The 20,344-nt window shown below is 63.2% G+C and carries 20 protein-coding genes; 9 read left to right on the top strand and 11 right to left on the bottom strand.

Features of this window, described 5'->3' with window-relative positions; genetic code table 11:
- Positions 1 to 185: 185 nt before the first annotated feature.
- Positions 186 to 1,058: an S-methyl-5'-thioadenosine phosphorylase gene (locus ACGYK7_RS07160; RefSeq protein WP_394400361.1), complete on the top strand. Its 873-nt coding sequence runs from the start codon at positions 186 to 188 to the stop codon at positions 1,056 to 1,058.
- A 167-nt stretch (positions 1,059 to 1,225) separates the two neighbouring features.
- Positions 1,226 to 1,756 (top strand): adenine phosphoribosyltransferase, encoded by a 531-nt coding sequence (locus ACGYK7_RS07165; RefSeq protein ID WP_394400363.1) that lies wholly within the window; start codon positions 1,226 to 1,228, stop codon positions 1,754 to 1,756.
- Here the strand turns inward: ACGYK7_RS07165 and ACGYK7_RS07170 are convergent.
- The 10 genes from ACGYK7_RS07170 to coxB form a co-directional block, all read right to left on the bottom strand.
- Positions 1,753 to 3,168, bottom strand: coding sequence for an FAD-binding oxidoreductase (locus tag ACGYK7_RS07170; RefSeq protein ID WP_394400365.1), 1,416 nt, complete (start codon positions 3,166 to 3,168; stop codon positions 1,753 to 1,755). The genes ACGYK7_RS07165 and ACGYK7_RS07170 overlap by 4 nt on opposite strands.
- 135 nt (positions 3,169 to 3,303) lie before the next feature.
- Positions 3,304 to 3,888 (bottom strand): GNAT family N-acetyltransferase, encoded by a 585-nt coding sequence (locus ACGYK7_RS07175; RefSeq protein ID WP_067267819.1) that lies wholly within the window; start codon positions 3,886 to 3,888, stop codon positions 3,304 to 3,306.
- Positions 3,885 to 5,147 (bottom strand): M16 family metallopeptidase, encoded by a 1,263-nt coding sequence (locus ACGYK7_RS07180; protein ID WP_394400367.1) that lies wholly within the window; start codon positions 5,145 to 5,147, stop codon positions 3,885 to 3,887. The genes ACGYK7_RS07175 and ACGYK7_RS07180 overlap by 4 nt, the downstream gene beginning before the upstream one ends.
- Positions 5,144 to 6,532, bottom strand: a complete 1,389-nt coding sequence (gene thrC / locus ACGYK7_RS07185; RefSeq protein ID WP_394400369.1) for a threonine synthase — start codon at positions 6,530 to 6,532, stop codon at positions 5,144 to 5,146. Before thrC ends, ACGYK7_RS07180 begins: the two co-directional genes overlap by 4 nt.
- Before the next feature lie 4 nt (positions 6,533 to 6,536).
- The gene (locus ACGYK7_RS07190) at positions 6,537 to 7,223 is read right to left on the bottom strand and encodes an SURF1 family protein (RefSeq protein WP_394400371.1); all 687 of its coding nucleotides are present in this window, start codon (positions 7,221 to 7,223) and stop codon (positions 6,537 to 6,539) included.
- Between the two features lie 95 nt (positions 7,224 to 7,318).
- On the bottom strand, positions 7,319 to 8,125 hold the full coding sequence (locus ACGYK7_RS07195; protein WP_394400373.1) for a cytochrome c oxidase subunit 3: 807 nt from the start codon (positions 8,123 to 8,125) through the stop codon (positions 7,319 to 7,321).
- A 35-nt stretch (positions 8,126 to 8,160) separates the two neighbouring features.
- The gene (locus ACGYK7_RS07200; protein ID WP_394400375.1) at positions 8,161 to 8,736 is read right to left on the bottom strand and encodes a cytochrome c oxidase assembly protein; all 576 of its coding nucleotides are present in this window, start codon (positions 8,734 to 8,736) and stop codon (positions 8,161 to 8,163) included.
- Entirely contained in the window at positions 8,736 to 8,903 is a 168-nt protein-coding gene (locus ACGYK7_RS07205; RefSeq protein ID WP_067267789.1) for a cytochrome C oxidase assembly protein, read from the bottom strand. The genes ACGYK7_RS07200 and ACGYK7_RS07205 overlap by 1 nt, the downstream gene beginning before the upstream one ends.
- Positions 8,903 to 9,838: a heme o synthase gene (cyoE, locus tag ACGYK7_RS07210; RefSeq protein ID WP_394400377.1), complete on the bottom strand. Its 936-nt coding sequence runs from the start codon at positions 9,836 to 9,838 to the stop codon at positions 8,903 to 8,905. The genes ACGYK7_RS07205 and cyoE overlap by 1 nt, the downstream gene beginning before the upstream one ends.
- 68 nt (positions 9,839 to 9,906) lie before the next feature.
- Positions 9,907 to 10,824 carry a cytochrome c oxidase subunit II gene (coxB, locus tag ACGYK7_RS07215; RefSeq protein ID WP_394400378.1) on the bottom strand — a complete coding sequence of 306 codons (918 nt, stop codon included), beginning with the start codon at positions 10,822 to 10,824 and terminating at the stop codon, positions 9,907 to 9,909.
- Between the two features lie 179 nt (positions 10,825 to 11,003).
- On the opposite strand from coxB, the gene tldD reads away from it, so the two are divergent.
- From tldD to ACGYK7_RS07245, 6 genes are all read left to right on the top strand, one after another.
- Positions 11,004 to 12,425: a metalloprotease TldD gene (gene tldD / locus ACGYK7_RS07220; protein WP_394400379.1), complete on the top strand. Its 1,422-nt coding sequence runs from the start codon at positions 11,004 to 11,006 to the stop codon at positions 12,423 to 12,425.
- Between the two features lie 96 nt (positions 12,426 to 12,521).
- Positions 12,522 to 13,676 carry a DNA-processing protein DprA gene (gene dprA / locus ACGYK7_RS07225; protein ID WP_394400381.1) on the top strand — a complete coding sequence of 385 codons (1,155 nt, stop codon included), beginning with the start codon at positions 12,522 to 12,524 and terminating at the stop codon, positions 13,674 to 13,676.
- Positions 13,677 to 13,919: 243 nt separating this feature from the next.
- Positions 13,920 to 16,604, top strand: a complete 2,685-nt coding sequence (topA, locus tag ACGYK7_RS07230) for a type I DNA topoisomerase (protein ID WP_394400383.1) — start codon at positions 13,920 to 13,922, stop codon at positions 16,602 to 16,604.
- Between the two features lie 151 nt (positions 16,605 to 16,755).
- Entirely contained in the window at positions 16,756 to 17,343 is a 588-nt protein-coding gene (locus tag ACGYK7_RS07235; protein ID WP_394400385.1) for a L,D-transpeptidase, read from the top strand.
- 95 nt (positions 17,344 to 17,438) lie between these two features.
- Positions 17,439 to 18,143, top strand: a complete 705-nt coding sequence (locus tag ACGYK7_RS07240) for a CoA transferase subunit A (protein ID WP_394400387.1) — start codon at positions 17,439 to 17,441, stop codon at positions 18,141 to 18,143.
- Positions 18,143 to 18,766 carry a CoA transferase subunit B gene (locus ACGYK7_RS07245; RefSeq protein ID WP_394400389.1) on the top strand — a complete coding sequence of 208 codons (624 nt, stop codon included), beginning with the start codon at positions 18,143 to 18,145 and terminating at the stop codon, positions 18,764 to 18,766. Before ACGYK7_RS07240 ends, ACGYK7_RS07245 begins: the two co-directional genes overlap by 1 nt.
- A 44-nt stretch (positions 18,767 to 18,810) precedes the next feature.
- Here the strand turns inward: ACGYK7_RS07245 and ACGYK7_RS07250 are convergent, their stop codons facing one another.
- On the bottom strand, positions 18,811 to 19,626 hold the full coding sequence (locus ACGYK7_RS07250; protein WP_394400391.1) for a lytic transglycosylase domain-containing protein: 816 nt from the start codon (positions 19,624 to 19,626) through the stop codon (positions 18,811 to 18,813).
- Positions 19,627 to 19,985: 359 nt separating this feature from the next.
- Here ACGYK7_RS07250 and ACGYK7_RS07255 point away from each other — a divergent pair, with 359 nt between their 5' ends.
- Positions 19,986 to 20,183: a Flp family type IVb pilin gene (locus tag ACGYK7_RS07255; protein WP_394400392.1), complete on the top strand. Its 198-nt coding sequence runs from the start codon at positions 19,986 to 19,988 to the stop codon at positions 20,181 to 20,183.
- Positions 20,184 to 20,344: the final 161 nt, after the last annotated feature.

The following is a 20,344-nucleotide window of genomic DNA, read 5'->3' on the forward strand; positions in this document are numbered from 1 at the left end:
TCCCTGCAAAGAAAAGCGTCTTGGCGGCGAGGCGATGGGAGTTGCTGCAATGCAAAAACACCCTCGCCCCCTTCCCCCTGACGCAGTCGTGTTTCGCCTCCCGGCAAAAACACTTGATCCGCGGGGCATTCTATGAGGTTCTTTGACCCTTACCGGCAACCATCCAAAGCACAGGCTTACCCCTCATGACAGATACGAAAATCGCCGTGATCGGCGGCTCCGGCATTTACGACATCGACGGGCTTCAGGATGCCGATTGGGTCACGGTGGAAACCCCATGGGGCGCGCCCTCGGATCAGGTGCTGACCGGGACGCTGGATGGGGTCGCCATGGTCTTTCTGCCGCGCCATGGCCGCGGGCATGTGCATACGCCGACCTCTGTCCCCTACCGCGCGAATATCGACGCGCTGAAACGGCTGGGCTGCACGGATGTGGTCAGCGTCTCGGCCTGCGGGTCGTTCCGCGAGGAGATGGCCCCGGGCGACTTCGTGATCGTCGACCAATTCATCGACCGCACCATGGCCCGGGAAAAGAGCTTCTTCGGCCCCGGCTGTGTGGCCCATGTCTCGGTCGCCCATCCCACCTGTCCGCGCTTGGGGGACGCCTGCGAAACCGCCGCACGAGACGCGGGCATCAACGTGCACCGGGGCGGCACCTATCTGGCGATGGAGGGGCCGCAATTCTCGACGCTCGCTGAATCCAAGATGTACCGCGACAGCTGGGGGGCGGACGTGATCGGCATGACCAATATGCCCGAGGCGAAACTCGCCCGCGAGGCGGAGCTTTGCTATGCCAGCGTCGCGATGATCACCGATTACGACAGCTGGCATCCGGAGCACGGCGAGGTGGATGTGACCCAGATCATCGCCACGCTGATGGGCAACGCCGACAAGGGCCGCGCCATGGTCTCGCGCCTGCCCGCGCTTCTGGGGGCCGAGCGCGCGCCCTGCCCCCATGGCTGTGACCGGGCGCTGGAATTTGCGATCCTGACCCAGCCGGATGCGCGCGATCCTGAACTGCTGGCCAAGCTGGATGCGGTGGCGGGGCGGATGCTTTGACCGCAGGCGGCGGCTTTGCTTGGCGGAGGGCGGAAGGTATTTAAGAAAGGATGAAGGAGGGGGTTTGGCGCCCCTTTTCGGATGTTGTGCGGCGCGCGCAGATGGGGGGTTCGCCCGGGCGGCGCGTTGCGCTAAGACGGGTCCGGTCTAACACGCGGAAGGGCGGCATGAAACAGGTTCAGGACTATATTCGCACGATCGTAGATTTCCCCCATGAGGGGATCATGTTTCGTGACGTGACAACGCTTTTTGCCGATCCGCGCGGGTTTCGCATGGCGATCGACCAGATGCTGCACCCCTATGCGGGGATTGCGATTGATAAGGTCGTGGGGCTGGAGGCGCGCGGCTTTATTCTGGGCGGCGCGATTGCGCATCAGCTGAGCGTGGGTTTCGTGCCGATCCGCAAGAAGGGCAAACTGCCCGGCACGGTGATCAGTCAGGACTATAAGCTTGAATATGGCGAGGCCATCGTCGAGCTGCATGACGATGCGATCAAACCGGGTGAGAAGGTTTTGGTTGTGGACGACCTTTTGGCCACCGGCGGCACGGCGGAGGCCGGGATCAAGCTGATCGAGCGTTTGGGCGGCGAGATCGTCTCCTGCGCCTTTATCATCGATCTGCCTGAATTGGGCGGGCGCAAGCGTTTGGAAGCGCTTGGCAAAGAGGTGCATGCGCTCTGCGCTTTCGACGGGCTTTAGGCCCTTAGGACGGCGCCGGGGTTCATGATGCCTTGGGGGTCGAGCGCCGTTTTGATGGCGCGCATGGCGGTGAGTTTGGCGGGGTCGCCGTAGCGTTCGAGGTCGTCGACCTTGATGCGGCCCACGCCATGTTCCGCGCTGAACGAGCCGCCGAGCTCATGGACGAGGTCATGGACCAGACGTTTCACCGCGTCGCGTTGGCCTTCGTAATCGGCGCGGCTTTTGCCCTTTGCGGGGAAGACATTGTAGTGCAGGTTACCGTCCCCGACATGGCCGAAACAGTTGATGCGGAAGTCGCTGAGAGCCGAGAGCGCATCGGTGGCGCGGGTGATGAACCCGGGGATCGCGCCGAGAGGCACCGAGATGTCGTGGCTGGAGACCGAGCCAATCAGGCGGTTGGCCTCGGGGATGGTTTCGCGGATCGTCCAGAAGTCTTGGGCCTGTTGGGCGTTTTGCGCGATGAGGCCGTCGGAGACGAGGCCCGCGTCGAGGGCGGCGGCGAAGAGCGTCTCTAGGGCGGCGTCGGTGTCGATCTCTCCGGGGGTGCCGATGTCGATCAGGACGCACCATTGCGGGGTTTCGGCGAAGGGTTGGCGGATGTTGGGCAGGGTTTCGTTAAGGAAATCGAAACCTCTTCGGTGCATCAATTCGAAGGCGCTGATCATTTCGCCCAAGTGGTCGCGCGCAAGGGAGAGGAGCGCCAATGCCGCGGCGGGGCTCTCGACCACCATGAGCGCGGTGCCGCTGCGGGCGGGGCGCGCGTAGAGTTTGAGGGCCGCGGCCGTGATCACGCCGAGCGTGCCTTCCGCGCCGATCAGCAGGTTGCGCAGATCGTAGCCGGTGTTGTTTTTGCGTAGGCGGGTGAGGCCGTGCCAGATTTGGCCGTCAGGCAGGACGGCTTCGAGGCCAAGGCAGAGGTCGCGCGCATTGCCGTAGCGCAGCACGCCGGTGCCGCCTGCGTTGGTCGAAAGCGTGCCGCCGATGCGCGCGGTCCCTTCGGCGGCGAGGGACAGGGGGAAGAGTCGGCTTGCCTCTTCGGCGGCGGTTTGGACATCGGCGAGGATCGTGCCCGCTTCGGCGACCAATACATTCTCTTCGCGCAGGACAGCCCGGATGCGGCTCATGCGTTCGAGGGAGAGGATCAGGGGTGCTGGGCCATCGCTGCTGATCTGGCCGCCGACAAGGCCTGTGCCGCCGCCATAGGGCACGACCGGCACGCGGGCGGCATGGGCGGCGCGGATCAGGGTGGCGACCTCTTCGGTGCTACGCGGCAGGGCCAAGACGCCCCCCTGCCCTGCGTAGCGGCCGCGCGGCTCTTCGAGGTAGCGCTGCTCGGGGTCGCGCAGCACATCATCGGGCAATTGCGCGCGCAGGGTGTCGATGAAGGCGGTGTCGGCTGGGTTCAATGTCATGGGCCTTTGATCCTGCGCGGGGCGCGCGGATGCAAGGGCAAAGCGCCCGAACGGCTGGGAGAATGCGAGGCGTGAGGCGGGGCGATAATGCCCCGGCGATGCTTGTGTTGTCAGCGAAAGGTTTCGGGCTGCGGCTTAGCCTACGTCCGTGCGGCCGCGCCGATCTTTACGCAGGGAGGCGTAGAGCACATGGGTCCGCCAGCGGCCATCGATTTGCAGATAGCTCTGCGCGACGCCCTCGTATTTGAAGCCTGCCTTTTCGAGCAGGCCGCGGGAGGCTTGGTTTTCCGGCAGGCAGGCTGCCTCGATGCGCGACAGGTCAAGCCGGGTGAAAGCCTGATGCACCGTCGCTTCGATCGCCTCGCGCATGTAACCTTGGCGGGCGAAGGGTTCGCCCGTCCAATAGCCCAAAGTGCCGGATTGGGCAGGACCGCGGCGGATGTTATCGAGGGTGATCGCACCGACGAGGTTTTGATCGCTGCGCCGGATCAGGAAGAGCGGCATGGCGTTGCCCGAGGAGACCGAGCGCTGCGCCCAGTAGACGCGGTTGGTAAAAGCCTTGCGGGTGAGGTGATCCTCGGCCCATGTCGGCTCCCACGGGCGCAGGTAGTCGTTGCTGGCGCGGCGCAGGGCGGCCCAGGCGCGAAAATCGGCATGGATCGGCGGACGCAGGGTCAGCCGTTCCGTCTCTATCCGCAGTTTGCGTCGCCCCAGCATCACGCGGCGCGTCTGTTGTGGAGGTCGCCCAGCGTCGGCGCGGCTTCGACCGGACCGTAAAGCGCGAGGGCCGCAGGCGCCTGCGTTGCCATGCGTTCGGCGAAATCACGCACATCACCGGTGGTCACGGCGTCGATTTGGGCCACGGTTTCTTCGAGCGGCGGCACGCGGTCCCAGATCTGGATCAGCCGGGCCAGACGTTCGGCACGGTTCGAGGGGCTTTCCAGCCCCATGAGCAGCCCGGCCTTCATCTGCGCACGGGCGCGGGCGACTTCGGCAGGCGACATGTCTGAGGCCGCGCGTTTCATCTCGTCGATGGTGATATTGGCCAGTTCGGGCAATTGCTCGGCGCTGGTGCCGGCGTAGATCGTGGTCATCCCCGTGTCGGCATAGGCACCGGCTTGGGCGAAGATCGTGTAGCAAAGGCCGCGATTCTCGCGAATCTCTTGGAACAGGCGCGAGGACATCCCGCCGCCCAAGGCCGAGGCATAGATTTGGGCGATGTAGATGTCGTCGGAGCGATACCCCGGGCTCTCAAAGCCAAGCGCGAAATGGGCCTGTTCCAGCTGTTTGACCTGTCGATATTCACCGCCGCCGAAACGGGCGCTGTCGATCTGGTAGAGCGTCTTGGCGGGCATATCGCCAAAGAGGCTTTCGGCAAGTTTGACGATTTTGTCGTGGTCCACCGCACCGGCCGCCGAAAGGATCATCTGTTCCGGCCCGTAGTGATCGGCGATGAAGAGCTGCAGATCGTCGCGCGAGAAGGCCGAGACCCGCTCGGCAGGCCCAAGGATCGTGCGGCCGATGGGCTGATCCGGGTAGGCCTGCTCTTGCAGCCAGTCGAAAATCACATCGTCAGGCGTGTCGAGCGCTTGGCCGATCTCTTGCAGGATCACGCCGCGTTCGACCTCGACTTCCGAAGGGTCCAGCACCGGGTTGCGCAGGATATCGGCGATCACATCGAGGCCGAGCGCCACGTCGTTTTCCAGCACGCGCGCGTAATAGGCCGTCACTTCGCGCGAGGTATAGGCGTTGATATAGCCGCCCACATCCTCAATCGCCTCGGCGATTTGCAGCGAAGAACGGGTCGCGGTGCCTTTGAACGCCATATGTTCGAGGAAATGCGCGATGCCATTTTGCTGCGGCGTCTCATGCCGCGCACCTGCGTTGACCCAGACGCCGATGGCGGAGGAGGCAAGCCCCTCCATATGTTCGGTAACGATGCGAAAGCCGTTGGGCAATGTGGTCTGTTGAAGGCTCACGCGGAGAGGTTTCCTTTGATATGCGCTTTGAGCGCGTCGAGGTCGTTGGGCAGCCGGGTGAAACGTTCTTCCCGGTCGAAAAGGTCCGCCATGCGGGGCGGCAAGGCGGGGCGGATGCCGGTTGCGGCTTCGACCGCGTCGGGGAATTTGGCCGGATGGGCGGTGGCCAGCGTGACCATCGGCGTGGCCGGATTGCGCAGATCATCCGCGACTTTCACGCCAACGGCGGAATGCGGGCAGAGCAACTCGCCCGTGGTGCGACGCCGGTCGGCGATGGTGGCAGTGGTTTCCTCTTCGGAGACGCGGCCCGAGCGGTAGACGTCTTGCAGCGCTTGCATCGCCCCTTGGGAGACGTCGAACCCGCCTCGGCCCAGCTCGTCCATCAGCTGCGCCACGGCACCGGCGTCACGATCATAGGCGTCAAAGAGGGCACGCTCGAAGTTTGAGGAGACCTGAATGTCCATCGAGGGGCTGATCGAAGGCGTCACGCCCCCTTTGTGATAGCCTTGGCCCGAGAGGCAGCGGTGTAGGATGTCGTTCTGGTTGGTGGCTACCACCAGATCGGCGATGGGCAGGCCCATGCGCTTGGCGATATAGCCCGCGAAGATGTCGCCGAAATTGCCCGTGGGCACGGTAAAGCTGATCTCCCGCAGGGGCGCGCCAAGGCTGGTGGCGGCGGTGAAGTAATAGACCACCTGCGCCAGCACCCGGCCCCAGTTGATCGAGTTCACGCCCGCCAGCCGCACTGAATCGCGGAAGTCGAAATCGTTGAACATGTCCTTGAGGCGTGCTTGGCAATCGTCGAAATCACCGTCGATGGCCAGCGCGTGCACATTGGGTTCCGCGGGCGTGGTCATCTGGCGGCGCTGCACATCCGACACCCGGCCATGGGGGTAGAGGATGAAGACATCGACATTGTCGAGCCCCTTGAAGGCTTCGATCGCGGCGGAGCCGGTGTCACCCGAGGTGGCGCCCACGATGGTCACCCGCTCGCCCTTGCGACCCAGAGCGGCCTGAAACATCTGGCCGATCAACTGCATGGCGAAGTCTTTGAACGCTAGAGTCGGGCCGTGGAAGAGTTCCAGCAGGAAGTGGTTCGGCGCGAGTTGCACCATCGGCGCGCGAGCTGTGTGGCCGAAACCCTCATAGGCGCGGGCGATGATGGCGCGGAATTCTTCATCTGTAAAAGTGTCACCGATGAAGGGGCGCATGACGGTAAAGGCCACCTCTTCGTAGCTTTGGCCCTGCATGGCCGCGATCTGTTCCGCGCTCAGCGCGGGGATCGTTTCGGGGACGTAGAGGCCGCCGTCACGGGCGAGGCCGGTCAGCATCGCCTCTTCGAAGGACAGAACGGGGGCGGAGCCACGGGTAGAGATATAGCGCATAGTGTCAGTCGACTTTCGGCGTTGCAGGGGCGCGGCGGCGGCGCAGGAAAAGGACGGTCATCGCCAGCCAGATGGCGGCGAGGGAAAACCAGGTGATCGCATATTGCAAGTGATCGTTGGGGATGCGGGCGGTATCGACGGGCAGCGGGGTGATCTTTGGGTCCGGCCCGGTGCCTTCGCGCATCACGATCAAGAGCGGTTCGGTGTCGAGGGTTTCGGCCATGAGTTCAACATCGCGGGCGAACCAGATATTGCGGCTTAGGTCGGCCTCGGGGGTGAAACTGTCGACCTCCTGGGGCCATTGCAGGTTGCCGGTCAGGGTGGTGGCGCCTGCGGGGGCGATAGCGTCTTTGTTCGACGTGGCGGTAAAGCCGAGGTCGATGAGCACGCGCCGCCCGCTCTCCAGTGCCACGGGCGCGATGACGCGGTAGCCTGCGCCTTTCTGCTTTTGGCTGACCAGCACATGCAACGCTTCCTCCCCGATCTCTCCGCTGACCGTGACGGGCAGATAGGCGTCGGCTTCGGGGTCAGGATCGGCGGGCAAGGCGACGGGCGCGGCGGCGATGCGGTTGTTGATATCGGCGATGATCGCTTCTTTCCACGCCAGCCGCTGCACCTGCCAGACCCCAAGCGCGACGAGGATGGCTGCTCCGCCAAGGCCGACGATGATGAAGAACAGGCTGCGCCGCATTCGAATCTCTCTGGCTGAAACGACAAACGCGCGAAGAGGGCTTCGCGCGTTTGGGTTTTACGGGTGTGGGGCGCGGATGCAACCCCGCCCTATGTTTAGGGCTGGCCCCACATGTAGACGGCGAAGAAGAGGAACAGCCAGACCACGTCGACGAAGTGCCAGTACCACGCCGCTGCCTCGAAGCCGACATGGCGTTCGGGGGTGAAGTGGCCGCGCATGGCGCGCAGCAGGCAGACGAAGAGGAAGATCGTGCCGATGATCACATGGAAACCATGGAAGCCGGTCGCCATGAAGAAGCTGGAGAAATACATGTCGCCGCCGAATGTCCAATCGTCGTGGACCAGCAGTTCGTAGTATTCGTAAGCCTGCAGCCCGGTGAAGAGCACGCCGAGGATCACCGCGATGGTCAGGCCCGAGATCAGGTCTTTGCGGTTGTTCTCATGCACCAGCGCGTGGTGCGCCCATGTCACGGCACAGCCCGACAGCAGCAGGACCAGCGTGTTGATCAGCGGCAGGTGAAAGGCGTCGACCGCGTGAATCTCGGGCTGGACGTATTGCGTGCCGACATATTCATACATCGGGTAAAGGGCCTGTTTGAAGAAGGACCAGAACCACGCGACGAAGAACATCACTTCGGACATGATGAAGAGGATGAAACCATAGCGCAGGCCGATCCGCACCACGCCGGTGTGATCGCCCACTTCGCTTTCAGAGACCACTTCGGCCCACCAGCCGAACATGACGTAGAGGGTGGCGACCAGACCGCCCAAGAAGACGAAGGGCGTCATCCCGTGCATCCACAGGACAGCGCCCGCCAGCATGACAAATCCGCCTACCGACCCCAGCAGCGGCCAGGTCGAGGGGGGGAGAATATGGTAGTCGTGGTTTTTTGCATGGGCCATGGTTGCGGGTCCCTCACCTTTGTTCAATCAGGTCGTTAATTGGTTGTTGTGGCGCTGTCCTGATCAAGGGCGGCATAGCCCTCGGGCAGGTCAATTTCGTAGAATGTATAGGACAGAGTGATGGTATGTACAAACTTCCCATCACGGTCTTCGACCATTTCCGGGTCAACGAAGAAGCTCACCGGCATCTGCACGCGCTCACCCGGGGCCAGCACCTGTTCGGTAAAGCAAAAGCAGTCGATCTTCTCGAAGAAGGCGCCGGCGGTATAGGGGGTGACGTTATAGCTCGCCTGCCCCGCCACGGGTCGGTCGGTCGGGTTGTACGCCTCATAGAACGCCAAGCCGGTCTCGCCGATGCGGACTTCCATTTCGCGCACCACGGGTTTGAACTCCCACGGCATGCCGTCATTCAACGAGCCGTCGAACCGTACCTTGACCGTCTTATCCAACACATCGGCGCTGGCGGCAGAGACTTGGCCCGGCGTGCCGCCAAAGCCGGTGACGCGGCAGAACCAGTCGTAAAACGGCACCGACGCCCAGGCGAGGCCGCCCATGAGCACCACCACGCCGACGGTTTGCATCACTGTTTTCTGAGGACCGGAAAGCGCCATTACTGTGTCACCTCGCGTTGCTCCGGGGGGAGTTCGAAATCGGTCTGGGTGATCTTGACATAGGTCAGCGCCATGATCAGCACCACGAAGGCGCCCAGCATCAGGCCCACGCCGATGTTGCGGCCCCGGCGGCGGTCGTGCAGCTCATGCTCGGGTCGGATGCCCATTACCAGCCCCCCAAGCCAAAGGTGCGCAGGGCCGCTTCGCCCAGGATCGCCCCGAAGTGCAAAAAGAGATAGGCCAGCGACAGGCGGAAGAACTTGCGCTCTTCGGCATAGTCGTCACCCTCGGCCATGAGTTCATCCCGTTTCCAGATGCGGTAGGCTCCCAAGAGGAAAGCCGCGTTCAGCACCAGCGCCACGGCGAAATAGAAGATGCCGCCGATGGCCGTGAAAGCCGTGCCGATGGCCAGAGCGGCCAGAAGGACGGTGTAGACGAAGATATGCAGCCGCGTGGCCGGGCGGCCATGGGTCACGGTCAGCATCGGCACCTTCGCGTCGTCGTAATCCGAGCGCATGAAGAGCGCCAGCGCCCAGAAATGCGGCGGCGTCCACATGAAGATCAGCGCGAACATCAGCCATGCCTCGACTGAGAAGCTGCCCGTGGCGGCGACCCAGCCGATCACCGGCGGGAAGGCCCCCGCAGCACCGCCGATGACAATGTTCTGCGGTGTCAGACGCTTGAGCCACATGGTATAGAAAACGGCGTAGAAAAGGATGGTGAAAAGCAGCATCCCCCCCGCCAGCAGGTTGGTCGCCAGCGCCAGCATCATCACCGACAGACCCGAGAGCGCCACGCCAAGCGTCAGCGCCTCACCGGGTTGGACCCGGCCCGAGGGGATCGGGCGCCCGCGCGTGCGGCGCATCACCGCATCGATATCGGCGTCCCACCACATATTCAGCGCGCCCGAGGCCCCGCCGCCGATGGCGATGAACAAGATCGCGCAAAAGCCGATGACGGGGTTGACCGAAACCGGCGCGGCCAACAGACCCACGAAGGCCGTAAAAACGACCAGCGACATGACGCGCGGCTTCAGCAGGGCGAAGTAATCCCCCAGCTGCGCGTCGTATTCACGTGTCGGCGTATTGGTGATGTCAGTCATCCCGAACCTTCGAACCTTCCAAGGGGAAACACGGGGCACGGGCCTGCGCCCTGCCCCGTGGCACTTGCTTACTTAGAGGCGACGGTCAGCGGCTGTTCGATGCCAGCATATTCCGCCTTGGCGTTGCCAAGCCATTCCGCATAAGCCTCTTCCGAGACGACTTTGACGGTGATCGGCATATAGGCATGGGCCTGACCGCAAAGCTCGGAACACTGGCCGAAGTAGACGCCCTCTTGCTCGGCAGTGAACCACAGTTCGGCCAGACGGCCCGGCACGCCATCCTGTTTCACGCCGAAGGCGGGGATGGTCCAAGAATGGATCACGTCGCTGGCGGTGACCTGCACGACGATGGTCTTGCCCACGGGGATCACGACGGATGTGTCGGTGGCCAGCAGGAAGTCGTCGCGGCTGTAGCCTTCTTCTTCGAGCTTGGCGACCATCGCGTCATTCAGCACGAAGGGGGTCACGTCCTCATCGCCGTCGCCCAGCGTCGCCGGGGCGCCGATCATGTAGCTGTCAAAAGCTATCTCTTCGTCGACATATTCATAGGTCCAGTACCACTGGTTGCCGATCGCCTTGATCGTGATGTCCGCTTCGGGGATTTCCTGCTGGCGGAACAGGATCGGCAGCGAATAGGCACCGATCAGCACGAGAATGAGAATCGGCCCGATGGTCCAAGCGATTTCGATCGGGGTGTGGTGGGTGAAGGACGAGGGGTTCGGGTTCCGCTTTTTGTTGTAGCGGACCATGACCCAGACGATCAGACCGGTCACGAAGATGGTGATTGCCGTGATGATCACCAGAATCAGGTGATCCAAATCATGGATATCCCGCGCCAATTCGGTAACGGCGGGTTGAAAGCCTGTCTCGCCGTCAACAGGTCTGCCGATGACATCAAGCCCGTCAATGCGCAGGCTGTCCTGTGCCAATGCGGGCAGGGCGGCAAGGCTGGTCAAAAGACCGGAAAGGGGGAGTAGATGTTTCATATGTCGTCCTGATCTTGTGACCATTAAGAAGCCGATAAGCACCCCAAACCGCGGCTGCGATCCGGTGCCGTTGTAATCCTGGGTGCTTACAATCATATTCTGCCTACAAGATAAAGTCACATGCTTGCGTCATAGAGCCGCGCGAGACAGTTTTGTGACAGCAAGCAAGGATACCCCCGATGAGCCGCGCGCATTTCACCCCCTTCGAGGCCGATCTGGACCGAGAAACCGCTCTGAGCGTGCTGCGCGAGGCCGTGGCCGGTGCCGATGACGGCGAATTGTTCCTCGAACGGCGCCGCTCCGAAGCGCTGGTGTTCGACGACGGACGCCTTAAAACCGCGAGCTACGATGCTGCCGAGGGCTTTGGCCTGCGTGCCGTGCGGGGCGAAGTCGCAGGCTACGCCCATTCGACCGAACTGAGCGAGGCCGCCCTGCGCCGCGCGGCGGAAACGGCGCGGCTGGCGGTGGGCGATGGCGGCGGCACTTGGGCGGATGCGCCTCAGGCCAGCAACACGCGGCTTTATACGGATGAAGACCCGATCGCCGGCCATGCCTTCCCGGTCAAGGTCGAGACTCTGCGCGAGATCGACGCCTATGCCCGCGGGCTCGACCCCCGCGTCGTTCAGGTCAGCGCCACCATCGCCGCCAGCATACAAGAGGTCGAGATCCTTCGCCCCGAGGGGCATTCGGTGCGTGACCTGCGCCCGATGACACGCGTCAACGTCTCGGTCATCGTCGAGCAGGATGGCCGCCGCGAAAGCGGCGGTGTCGGCGGCGGCGGGCGGATCGGGCTTGATGGGATGCTCGCCCCCGAAGACTGGCAGGCCAAGGTCCGCGAAGCCCTGCGCATTGCCTGTGTAAACCTCGAAGCCGTCCCTGCCCCCGCGGGCGTGATGGACGTGGTGCTCGGCCCCGGCTGGCCCGGCATTCTGCTGCACGAAGCCATCGGCCACGGGCTTGAGGGCGATTTCAACCGCAAGGGTTCCAGCGCCTTCGCCGGGCTGATGGGCCAGCAAATCGCCGCCAAGGGCGTGACCGTGCTGGACGACGGCACGATCCCCGACCGGCGCGGCTCGATCTCGGTCGATGACGAGGGCACCCCCTCGGCGCGCAATGTGCTGATCGAAGATGGCGTGTTGGTCGGCTATATGCAGGACCGTCAGAACGGGCGGCTGATGGGCGGTGCCTCAACGGGGAACGGGCGGCGGCAGTCCTATGCGCATATCCCGATGCCGCGCATGACCAACACCTATATGCTGGGCGGCGAGGCGGCTCCGGGCGATATCGTGGCTGACCTCAAGGACGGGATCTATGCCGTGGGTTTCGGCGGCGGGCAGGTCGATATCACCAACGGCAAATTCGTCTTCTCCTGCACCGAGGCCTACCGCGTGCAAAACGGCAAGATCGGCGCCCCGGTCAAAGGCGCCACGCTGATCGGCGATGGGGCCACGGCCTTGCAAAAGATCCGCGCTATCGGCAATGACCCCACGCTCGACCCCGGCATGGGCAACTGCGGCAAGCAGGGGCAATGGGTGCCGGTGGGCGTGGGCCAGCCCACTTTGATGATCGGCGGGCTGACCGTCGGCGGGGCCGCGACCTGACAGCACGCAGGGATTGCATCAAATGCGTGGGGAAATGTTCATAGGTTGTTAAGCACTAAATCCTATACCTGATTCTGCAACGGACGGAGTTTCGGGATGACTGACAAGGACCTACATCCTTCTTCCACTCACCCCCCACTCCCACCCACCCAGGAAGACGAACAGTTTGCCCGGCTTCGTCTGTTGCGCTCTCGCCGTGTGGGAATTTCGACCTACCGGCGCTTGCTGGATGAACATGGCTCTGCCCAAGAGGCGCTGAAGGCGCTGCCGGAAGTCGCACGTGCCGTCGGAATATCGGATTATCGTATCTGCCCCGAAGGGGTCGTTCAGGCGGAACTCAACGCCGCCCGCCGCGCCGGGGCGCGGCTACTGGTCGAGGGGGAGGCACCCTACCCGCGCCTGCTCCGCGACCTCCCCGATGCGCCCCCCTTCTTATGGCTGATCGGCGACCCGGCCTTGCTGGGCCGGCCGATGATCTCCCTCGTGGGCGCGCGAAACGCCTCTTCGCTTGGGCTGCGCATGGCCCGCAACCTCGCCGCCGAACTTGGGGAGGCTGGCTTCGTCGTCGTCTCTGGCCTTGCTCGGGGGATCGACGCGGCAGCGCATGATGCCGCCTTGGCCCACGGCACCATCGCGGTGCAGGCAGGCGGGGTCGACATTATATATCCCAGCGAGAACACCGCGCTGGCCGGTCAAATTGCCGCGCAGGGGCTGCGCCTGTCAGAGCAACCGATGGGCCTGCAACCAATGGCGCGGCATTTCCCAAGCCGCAATCGCATCATCTCGGGTCTGAGCCGTGCAACGGTGGTGGTTGAGGCGGCGGCCCGCTCGGGCAGTTTGATCACCGCACGCGATGCGCTGGATCAGGGGCGCGACGTGCTTGCGGTCCCTGGCCATCCGATGGACGCCCGCGCGGCAGGCTGCAACATGCTGATCCGCGACGGCGCGGTGCTGGTGCGCTCCGCCGCGGATGTGTTGGAGGTCTTGCCGGAGGGGGGAGTTCAGACCTCGGCACCTCGCAGCAAGCCCCCCGCAGCGCCTCGCCCGGAACCGCCGCCGCGAAATCAAAGCCCCGTCGCGAAACTCCACGCGCAGATCCTCTCCCGTCTCGGCCATGCGCCCTTGGCCGAAGACCAGTTGATCCGCGACCTGCAAGTGCCCAGCAGCGACGTCGCCCCCGCGCTCCTCGATCTTGAGATGGCGGGAGAAATTCAGCGCCAACCCGGCGGGCTGCTCAGCCGCTCCGCCTGACGCCGCGATGACGCAGTCCTGGGCCGAAGACCACGGGGACCGGGGGCCAACCGCGCGACACTTAAGCGGGCCAAGCAAGCGTCGAATGCCGAGGGTCAATGCCCCCGAAACGGCCCATCCGGCCTGCGAAACCGCTGCGCGGCCAACCCGTGATACGCAGCAGCCGCATTGACAAACACCCCTGCCATCCCACATGAGACAGCGCAAAGCCGCCCCCGTTTTTGATCTAAGGTGCCTGTATTTATGCCCGTCGTCGTCGTCGAATCCCCAGCCAAGGCCAAAACGATCAACAAATATCTGGGCGACGATTACACCGTTCTCGCCTCTTACGGCCACGTCCGCGACCTGCCGCCGAAAGACGGCTCGGTCGACACTGACGCCGATTTCGACATGAAATGGGAGGTGGCCAGCGACAGCAAGAAACACGTCAAGGCCATCGCCGACGCGCTGGCCCAAGACAACGCACTGATCCTCGCGACCGACCCCGACCGCGAGGGCGAGGCGATCAGCTGGCACCTGCAAGAAGCGCTGACCAAGCGCAAGTCGATCAAGAAGGACACGCCGGTAAGCCGCGTGGTCTTCAACCAGATTACCCAAAAGGCCGTGACCGAGGCGATGCAGAACCCGCGCCAGGTCGACATGCCGCTGGTCGAGGCCTATCTCGCCCGCCGCGCGCTGGACTATCTGGTGGGCTTCAACCTCTCCCCCGTGCTTTGGCGCAAACTGCCCGGCGCGAAATCCGCGGGCCGCGTGCAATCGGTGACCCTGCGCCTCATCGTCGAACGCGAGATGGAGATTGAGGCCTTTCGCGCCCGCGAATACTGGTCGGTGAGGGCGCTGCTCGCCACCCCGCGCGGTCAGGAGTTCGAGGCCCGCCTCGTCTCGCTCGCCGGCAAGAAGCTCGAGCGCTTCGATCTCGCCGATGCCACGCAGGCCGAGATGGCGGTGCAGGCGATCACCTCCCGCGCGCTCAAGGTGATGAACGTCGAGGCGAAGCCGGCCAGCCGCAATCCCTCGGCCCCCTTCATGACCTCGACCCTTCAGCAGGAGGCCAGCCGCAAGTTTTCCATGGGCGCGCGCCAGACCATGTCGACCGCGCAGCGCCTTTATGAAGCAGGCCACATCACCTACATGCGGACCGACGGCATCGACATGGCGCCCGAGGCCGTCTCGATGGCGCGCGACGCGATCAAGGACCGTTTTGGCGCGGATTACGTGCCGAAAGAGCCGCGTATTTACAAGAACAAGGCCAAGAACGCGCAGGAAGCCCACGAATGTATCCGCCCCACGGATATGACCAAGGACGCTAAGGCGCTGAAGCTCGATGCCGATCAGGCCAAGCTCTACGACCTGATCTGGAAACGCACGCTGGCTTGCCAGATGGAGAGCGCCCGGCTGGAACGCACCACGGTCGAGATCGGCAGCGACGACGCGCAGGTCGGGCTGCGCGCCAACGGTCAGGTCGTGCTCTTCGACGGTTTCCTCAAGGTCTATGAGGAAGGCCGCGACGATGTGGTTGATGAGGACGACAAGCGCCTGCCGCAGATCCATCAGGGCGACGCGATGGACAAGCGCGCCGTCACCCCCGAGCAGCATTTCACCCAGCCCCCGCCGCGCTATACCGAAGCGACGCTGGTCAAGAAGATGGAAGAGCTCGGCATCGGCCGCCCCTCGACCTATGCCAGCATCGTCACCACGATTCAGGACCGCGAATATGTCCGCAAGGACGGCAACCGCCTGATCCCCGAGGATAAGGGCCGTCTGGTGACCGCCTTTCTTGAGAACTACTTCCGCCGCTATATTGGCTATGACTTCACCGCCGATCTGGAAGACCAACTCGATAAAGTCAGCGCCGGGGATGCCGCCTATAAAGAAGTGCTGCGCCGCTTCTGGCGCGACTTCTCGGCCGCCATCGCCGAAACGTCAGAGCTGCGCATCACCGAGGTGCTGGAGAAGATCAACGAGGTGCTGGAGCCACATCTCTTCCCGCCCACCGAGGACGGCAGCGATCCGCGGCTCTGCCCGAACTGTGAGATTGGCCGCCTGTCGATGCGCACCGCGCGTTCGGGCGGCGCCTTCATCGGCTGCTCGAACTACCCCGACTGCCGCTACACCCGCCCCTTCGGCCCGCCCGACCCGGAAGCCGAAGCCTCGGCCATCCCGCCGGATGGCAAGCTTCTGGGCGAGGATCAGGGCGACGAGATCCGCGTCTTCAAAGGCCGTTTCGGGCCCTACGTACAGCGCGGGCCGGTGACCGAAGAGAACAAGAAACCCCCGCGCCAGTCGATCCCCAAGGATTGGGTGCCCGAGGACTTGACGCTGGAACAGGGCGTGATGCTCTTGTCGCTCCCGCGCCAGATCGGCCCCCACCCGGAGGACGGCGTCATGGTCTGGGCCAACATCGGGCGCTACGGGCCTTACATCAAACACGCCGAGAGCACCTCGGACCGCGGCGGCACCAATGCCAACCTCGAAGGCATCGACGAGGTCTGGACCGTGGGCATGAACCGCGCCGTGCAGCTTCTGGCCGAAAAGGTCGCCAGCCGCGGTGGCCGGGGCAAGGCCGCGAAACCGATCCGCGAGATGGGCGAGCACCCGGATATGGGTGGCGCGGTCAACGTCATGGAAGGCAAATACGGCCCTTATGTGAAATGGGAAAAGGTCAACGCCACGATCCCCAAGGAGATCGAACCGGCAGACCTGACCATGGAACGCGCGGTGGAGTTGATCGAAGAGAAGCTCGCCAAATCCCCCGCCAAACGCAAAGCGGCGACGAAGAAGGCACCCGCTAAGAAGACGGCGGCCAAGAAGACCGCTGGCAAGAAGACGGCGGCGAAAAAGACGGCCACAAAAAAGGCACCGGCAAAGACGGCGGCCAAGAAACCCGCGGCGAAGAAAACAACCGCGAAAAAAGCCGACAGCGCGTAAGCCGCATATAGGCACAGCAACCGCGCCGGGAGATCGGCGCGGTTCCGCCTGTGGCCTGCCTTTATATCCAGCATCATGAATATGTGATTTGCCATTCCCCTGCGATTTTCGGATCAGGGGCGGTGGCAAGACCAATATGAAAGGCAGATCAATGTCAGGCATGAAATTCACCCGGCGCGGGCTGATCGCCGCAAGCGGCGCGGCGCTGATGACGCCGCAAATCCTGCGGGCACAGGAGCCCGGCCAAGCGCCGCGCGAGTTTTCCACCGAAGCCCCCGTGTCGCGCAACACGTCGAGCTTTGCCACGCAGCGCTGGCAGAACCATTTCGACAGCCTTGGCAAAGGCGCGATCGTGGCGGACACCACCAGCCGCGCCCTGCATTACTGGAGCGCGGACGGCCAGACCTATAAGGTCTACCCGACCTCCGTACCCGCCACCGAAGAGCTGACCAAACGCGGCTACACCGAGATCGTGCGCAAGAAGGTCGGCCCCGATTGGACGCCCACCGCCTCGATGATGGAGCGTTTTCCGCATTACAAATACATGCCGCCGGGCCCGGACAATCCGCTGGGCACCCATGCGATGTACCTCAGCTGGCCTGCCTATATCATTCACGGCACCCATGACACGCGCAAGATCGGGCGGCGGTCCTCGGACGGTTGCATCGGGCTCTATAACGAAAAGATCGAAGAGCTTTTCGGCCTCTGCCCCGTGGGCACGCGGGTGCGCATCATCTGACCTTCCGGGCGGCCTTTCCTGCGTAGCACCACGTAATTGACACTGCCCCGACGCAGGGTCACATATGGCGCAGCGAAACTGTAGGGAGGTCGCCCGTGAACAAAATCTATGGATCCGCCGTCGAGGCGCTGGAAGGCGTTCTGTCGGATGGCATGCTGATCGCCGCCGGGGGCTTTGGCCTTTGCGGCATTCCGGAATTGCTGTTGCAGGCGATCAAGGAAAACGGGGCCAAAGACCTCACCTTTGCGTCGAACAATGCGGGCGTCGATGACTTCGGCATCGGCATTCTGCTGCAATCGCGGCAGGTGAAGAAGATGATCTCTTCCTATGTGGGGGAGAATGCCGAGTTCATGCGCCAGTATCTCTCGGGTGAGCTTGAGCTTGAATTCAACCCCCAAGGCACCCTGGCCGAGCGTATGCGCGCCGGCGGTGCGGGCATCCCGGGTTTCTACACCAAGACCGGCGTCGGCACCCAGATTGCCGAAGGCAAGGAAGTGAAGCAGTTCCACGGCGAGGATTACATCCTCGAAGAGGGCATCTTTGCCGATCTGTCGATCGTGAAAGCGTGGAAAGCCGATGACACGGGCAACCTCGTCTTCCGCAAGACCGCGCGCAACTTCAACCCGCCCGCAGCCATGTGCGGGAAGGTCTGCATCGTCGAGGTCGAAGAGATCGTCCCCCGCGGCAGCCTCGACCCCGACCACATCCACCTGCCGGGCATCTATGTGCATCGCATCATCCAAGGCGCGCATGAGAAACGCATCGAGAAGGTCACGACACGCAAGCGGGAGGACGCATAATGCCTTGGGATAGAGATCAGATGGCGGCACGGGCCGCAGAGGAACTCGAAGACGGTATGTATGTGAACCTCGGCATCGGTATTCCGACGCTGGTGGCGAACTATGTCGGCGACAAGGACATCACCCTTCAGTCCGAGAACGGCATGTTGGGCATGGGCCCCTTCCCATACGAGGGCGATGAAGACCCCGACCTGATCAACGCTGGCAAGCAGACCATCACCGAGTTGAGCCGCACCGCCTATTTCGACAGCGCCATGTCCTTTGGCATGATCCGTGGCGGCAAGATCGCGGCGGCGATCCTCGGTGCCATGGAAGTGGCCGAGAACGGCGATCTGGCGAACTGGATGATCCCCGGCAAGCTGGTCAAAGGCATGGGCGGCGCCATGGACCTCGTGGCCGGCGTCCGCAAGGTCATCGTGGTGATGGACCACCAGAACAAGGCCGGTGACTCGAAAGTGCTGAAAGAATGCACCCTGCCGCTGACCGGCAAGGGCGTGGTCGATCGGATCATCACCAACCTCGGCGTACTCGATGTGGTCGAAGGTGGCTTGAAGATCGTCGAATGCGCCGATGGCGTGACCGAAGAAGAGCTGCGCGCCGCGACCCAAGCGACCATCGTTTGAAAATCAGCCCTCGGCGGCATCCGCCGGGGGCATGCCTGTCGCGCTCAGTTCATCGCGGCAAAAACGCAGCCATCGCTGATCAGTTCCGGCGGTGTCAGGCAAAGCCCCTGCGCCACCTGAAACGCCGCCAGCACCTTGGGCACATAGTCGCGCGTCTCGGCAAAGGGCGGCACGCCCGCATGTTTGCGCACCGACCCCTCCCCCGCGTTATAGCCCGCGAGCACGAGAATCGGGTCGCGGTCGAACTCCCCCATCAGCCAGTCGAGGTATTTCACCCCGCCCGAGATATTCTCGGCCGCGACCATAGTGTTGCGCACGCCAAAACGGGCGGCGGTATCGGGCATCAGTTGCATCAGACCAGCCGCGCCCGCCCGGCTCACCGCATCGGCACGGCCTGCGGATTCCACGCTGATCACCGCCAGCACCAGCGCGGGCGAGACATTGGTGCCAACCGTGGCGCGCAGGATATCCACCCCGTTGCTGCGCGCGATATCTTGCAGATGTTGCAGGCGCGGGGCGGGGACTTGGCCACCGGAAAGCGCCGCCATCGCCGGGGCCAACCGCCCTGCCCCGCGCCGCTCAGCCGCGGGGGAGATTTTATCCCAGAACCAATCGAACTGCCCGGCGTTCAAAGGCGCGATCGCGCCGCTCGGGGTGGCGACAACGGCGGGGCCTGTATCCACCTTCGCTGCAGCGGCGGCACGGGCCGCCAGATCAATTTGCACAGTGATGCGTTTGGCCCCTTTCTTGGGCGGACCGACCCGCTTGGCCGAGAACTCAGGGAACGGTTTCGGCCCCTCTGCCATGGCGGCAGGGGCCATGAGGGCCGTGACCAGCGAGAATGCCAATATGCGATACATGCCTGCTCTACCTTGCGTCTGACGCGCCTTTGCCCGGCAATATCTCACGAATCGTGGAATCGGGCCAGCGTTGGAGGCGGGGATCATGGCGATTTCGCCGCAATTGCGGTGTTAGAGGGTGCGAACGCACAGTCAGAAGGCGCATTTCGAAAATTAAAGTGCATCTGAACAACGGGTTAACAAGTTTTCACAAGAAAACCGGCAATAGTCTGAAAAAGGGACTTTTGCTGCCAAATTAGCGCCCCAATCCGACGGCTATAAAGGGTCATACCAAGTCGGACAGCTTCAAATGAGAGAGCGAGGCAAACCGGACGGCGAGGTTAAGACCTTTTACTCAGTGATCCTTGGAGGGACATGACATGATGAACTTTATCAAAAACTTCCGCAAAGACGAAGACGGTGCCGTGACAGTTGACTGGGTCGTTCTGACCGCTGCGATCGTTGGTCTGGCCGTGGTTGCTTTCAACACAATTGGCGAAAACACTACTGCGTTGACGAACCAAATCGCTGGCGACATCGCTGGTGTCACTGACGAGGCCCCTGCTGAGTCCCCCTGATTAAATCCAAACCTGGTCAAAACCGATAGGTTCTACGAAGATTTAGGACCGCCTCCCTCTTGGGGCGCGGTCCTCTTTCAATGCTAGGCTCAGGACTCATAGCCAGTAGATGACAGTGGCGGCGAGAGCGATGGCTGAGAGGAAGACCTTTGGGCATCGGT

The sequence above is a fragment of the Sulfitobacter sp. 1A15299 genome (assembly GCF_043556915.1).
Taxonomy (GTDB): Bacteria; Pseudomonadota; Alphaproteobacteria; order Rhodobacterales; family Rhodobacteraceae; genus Sulfitobacter.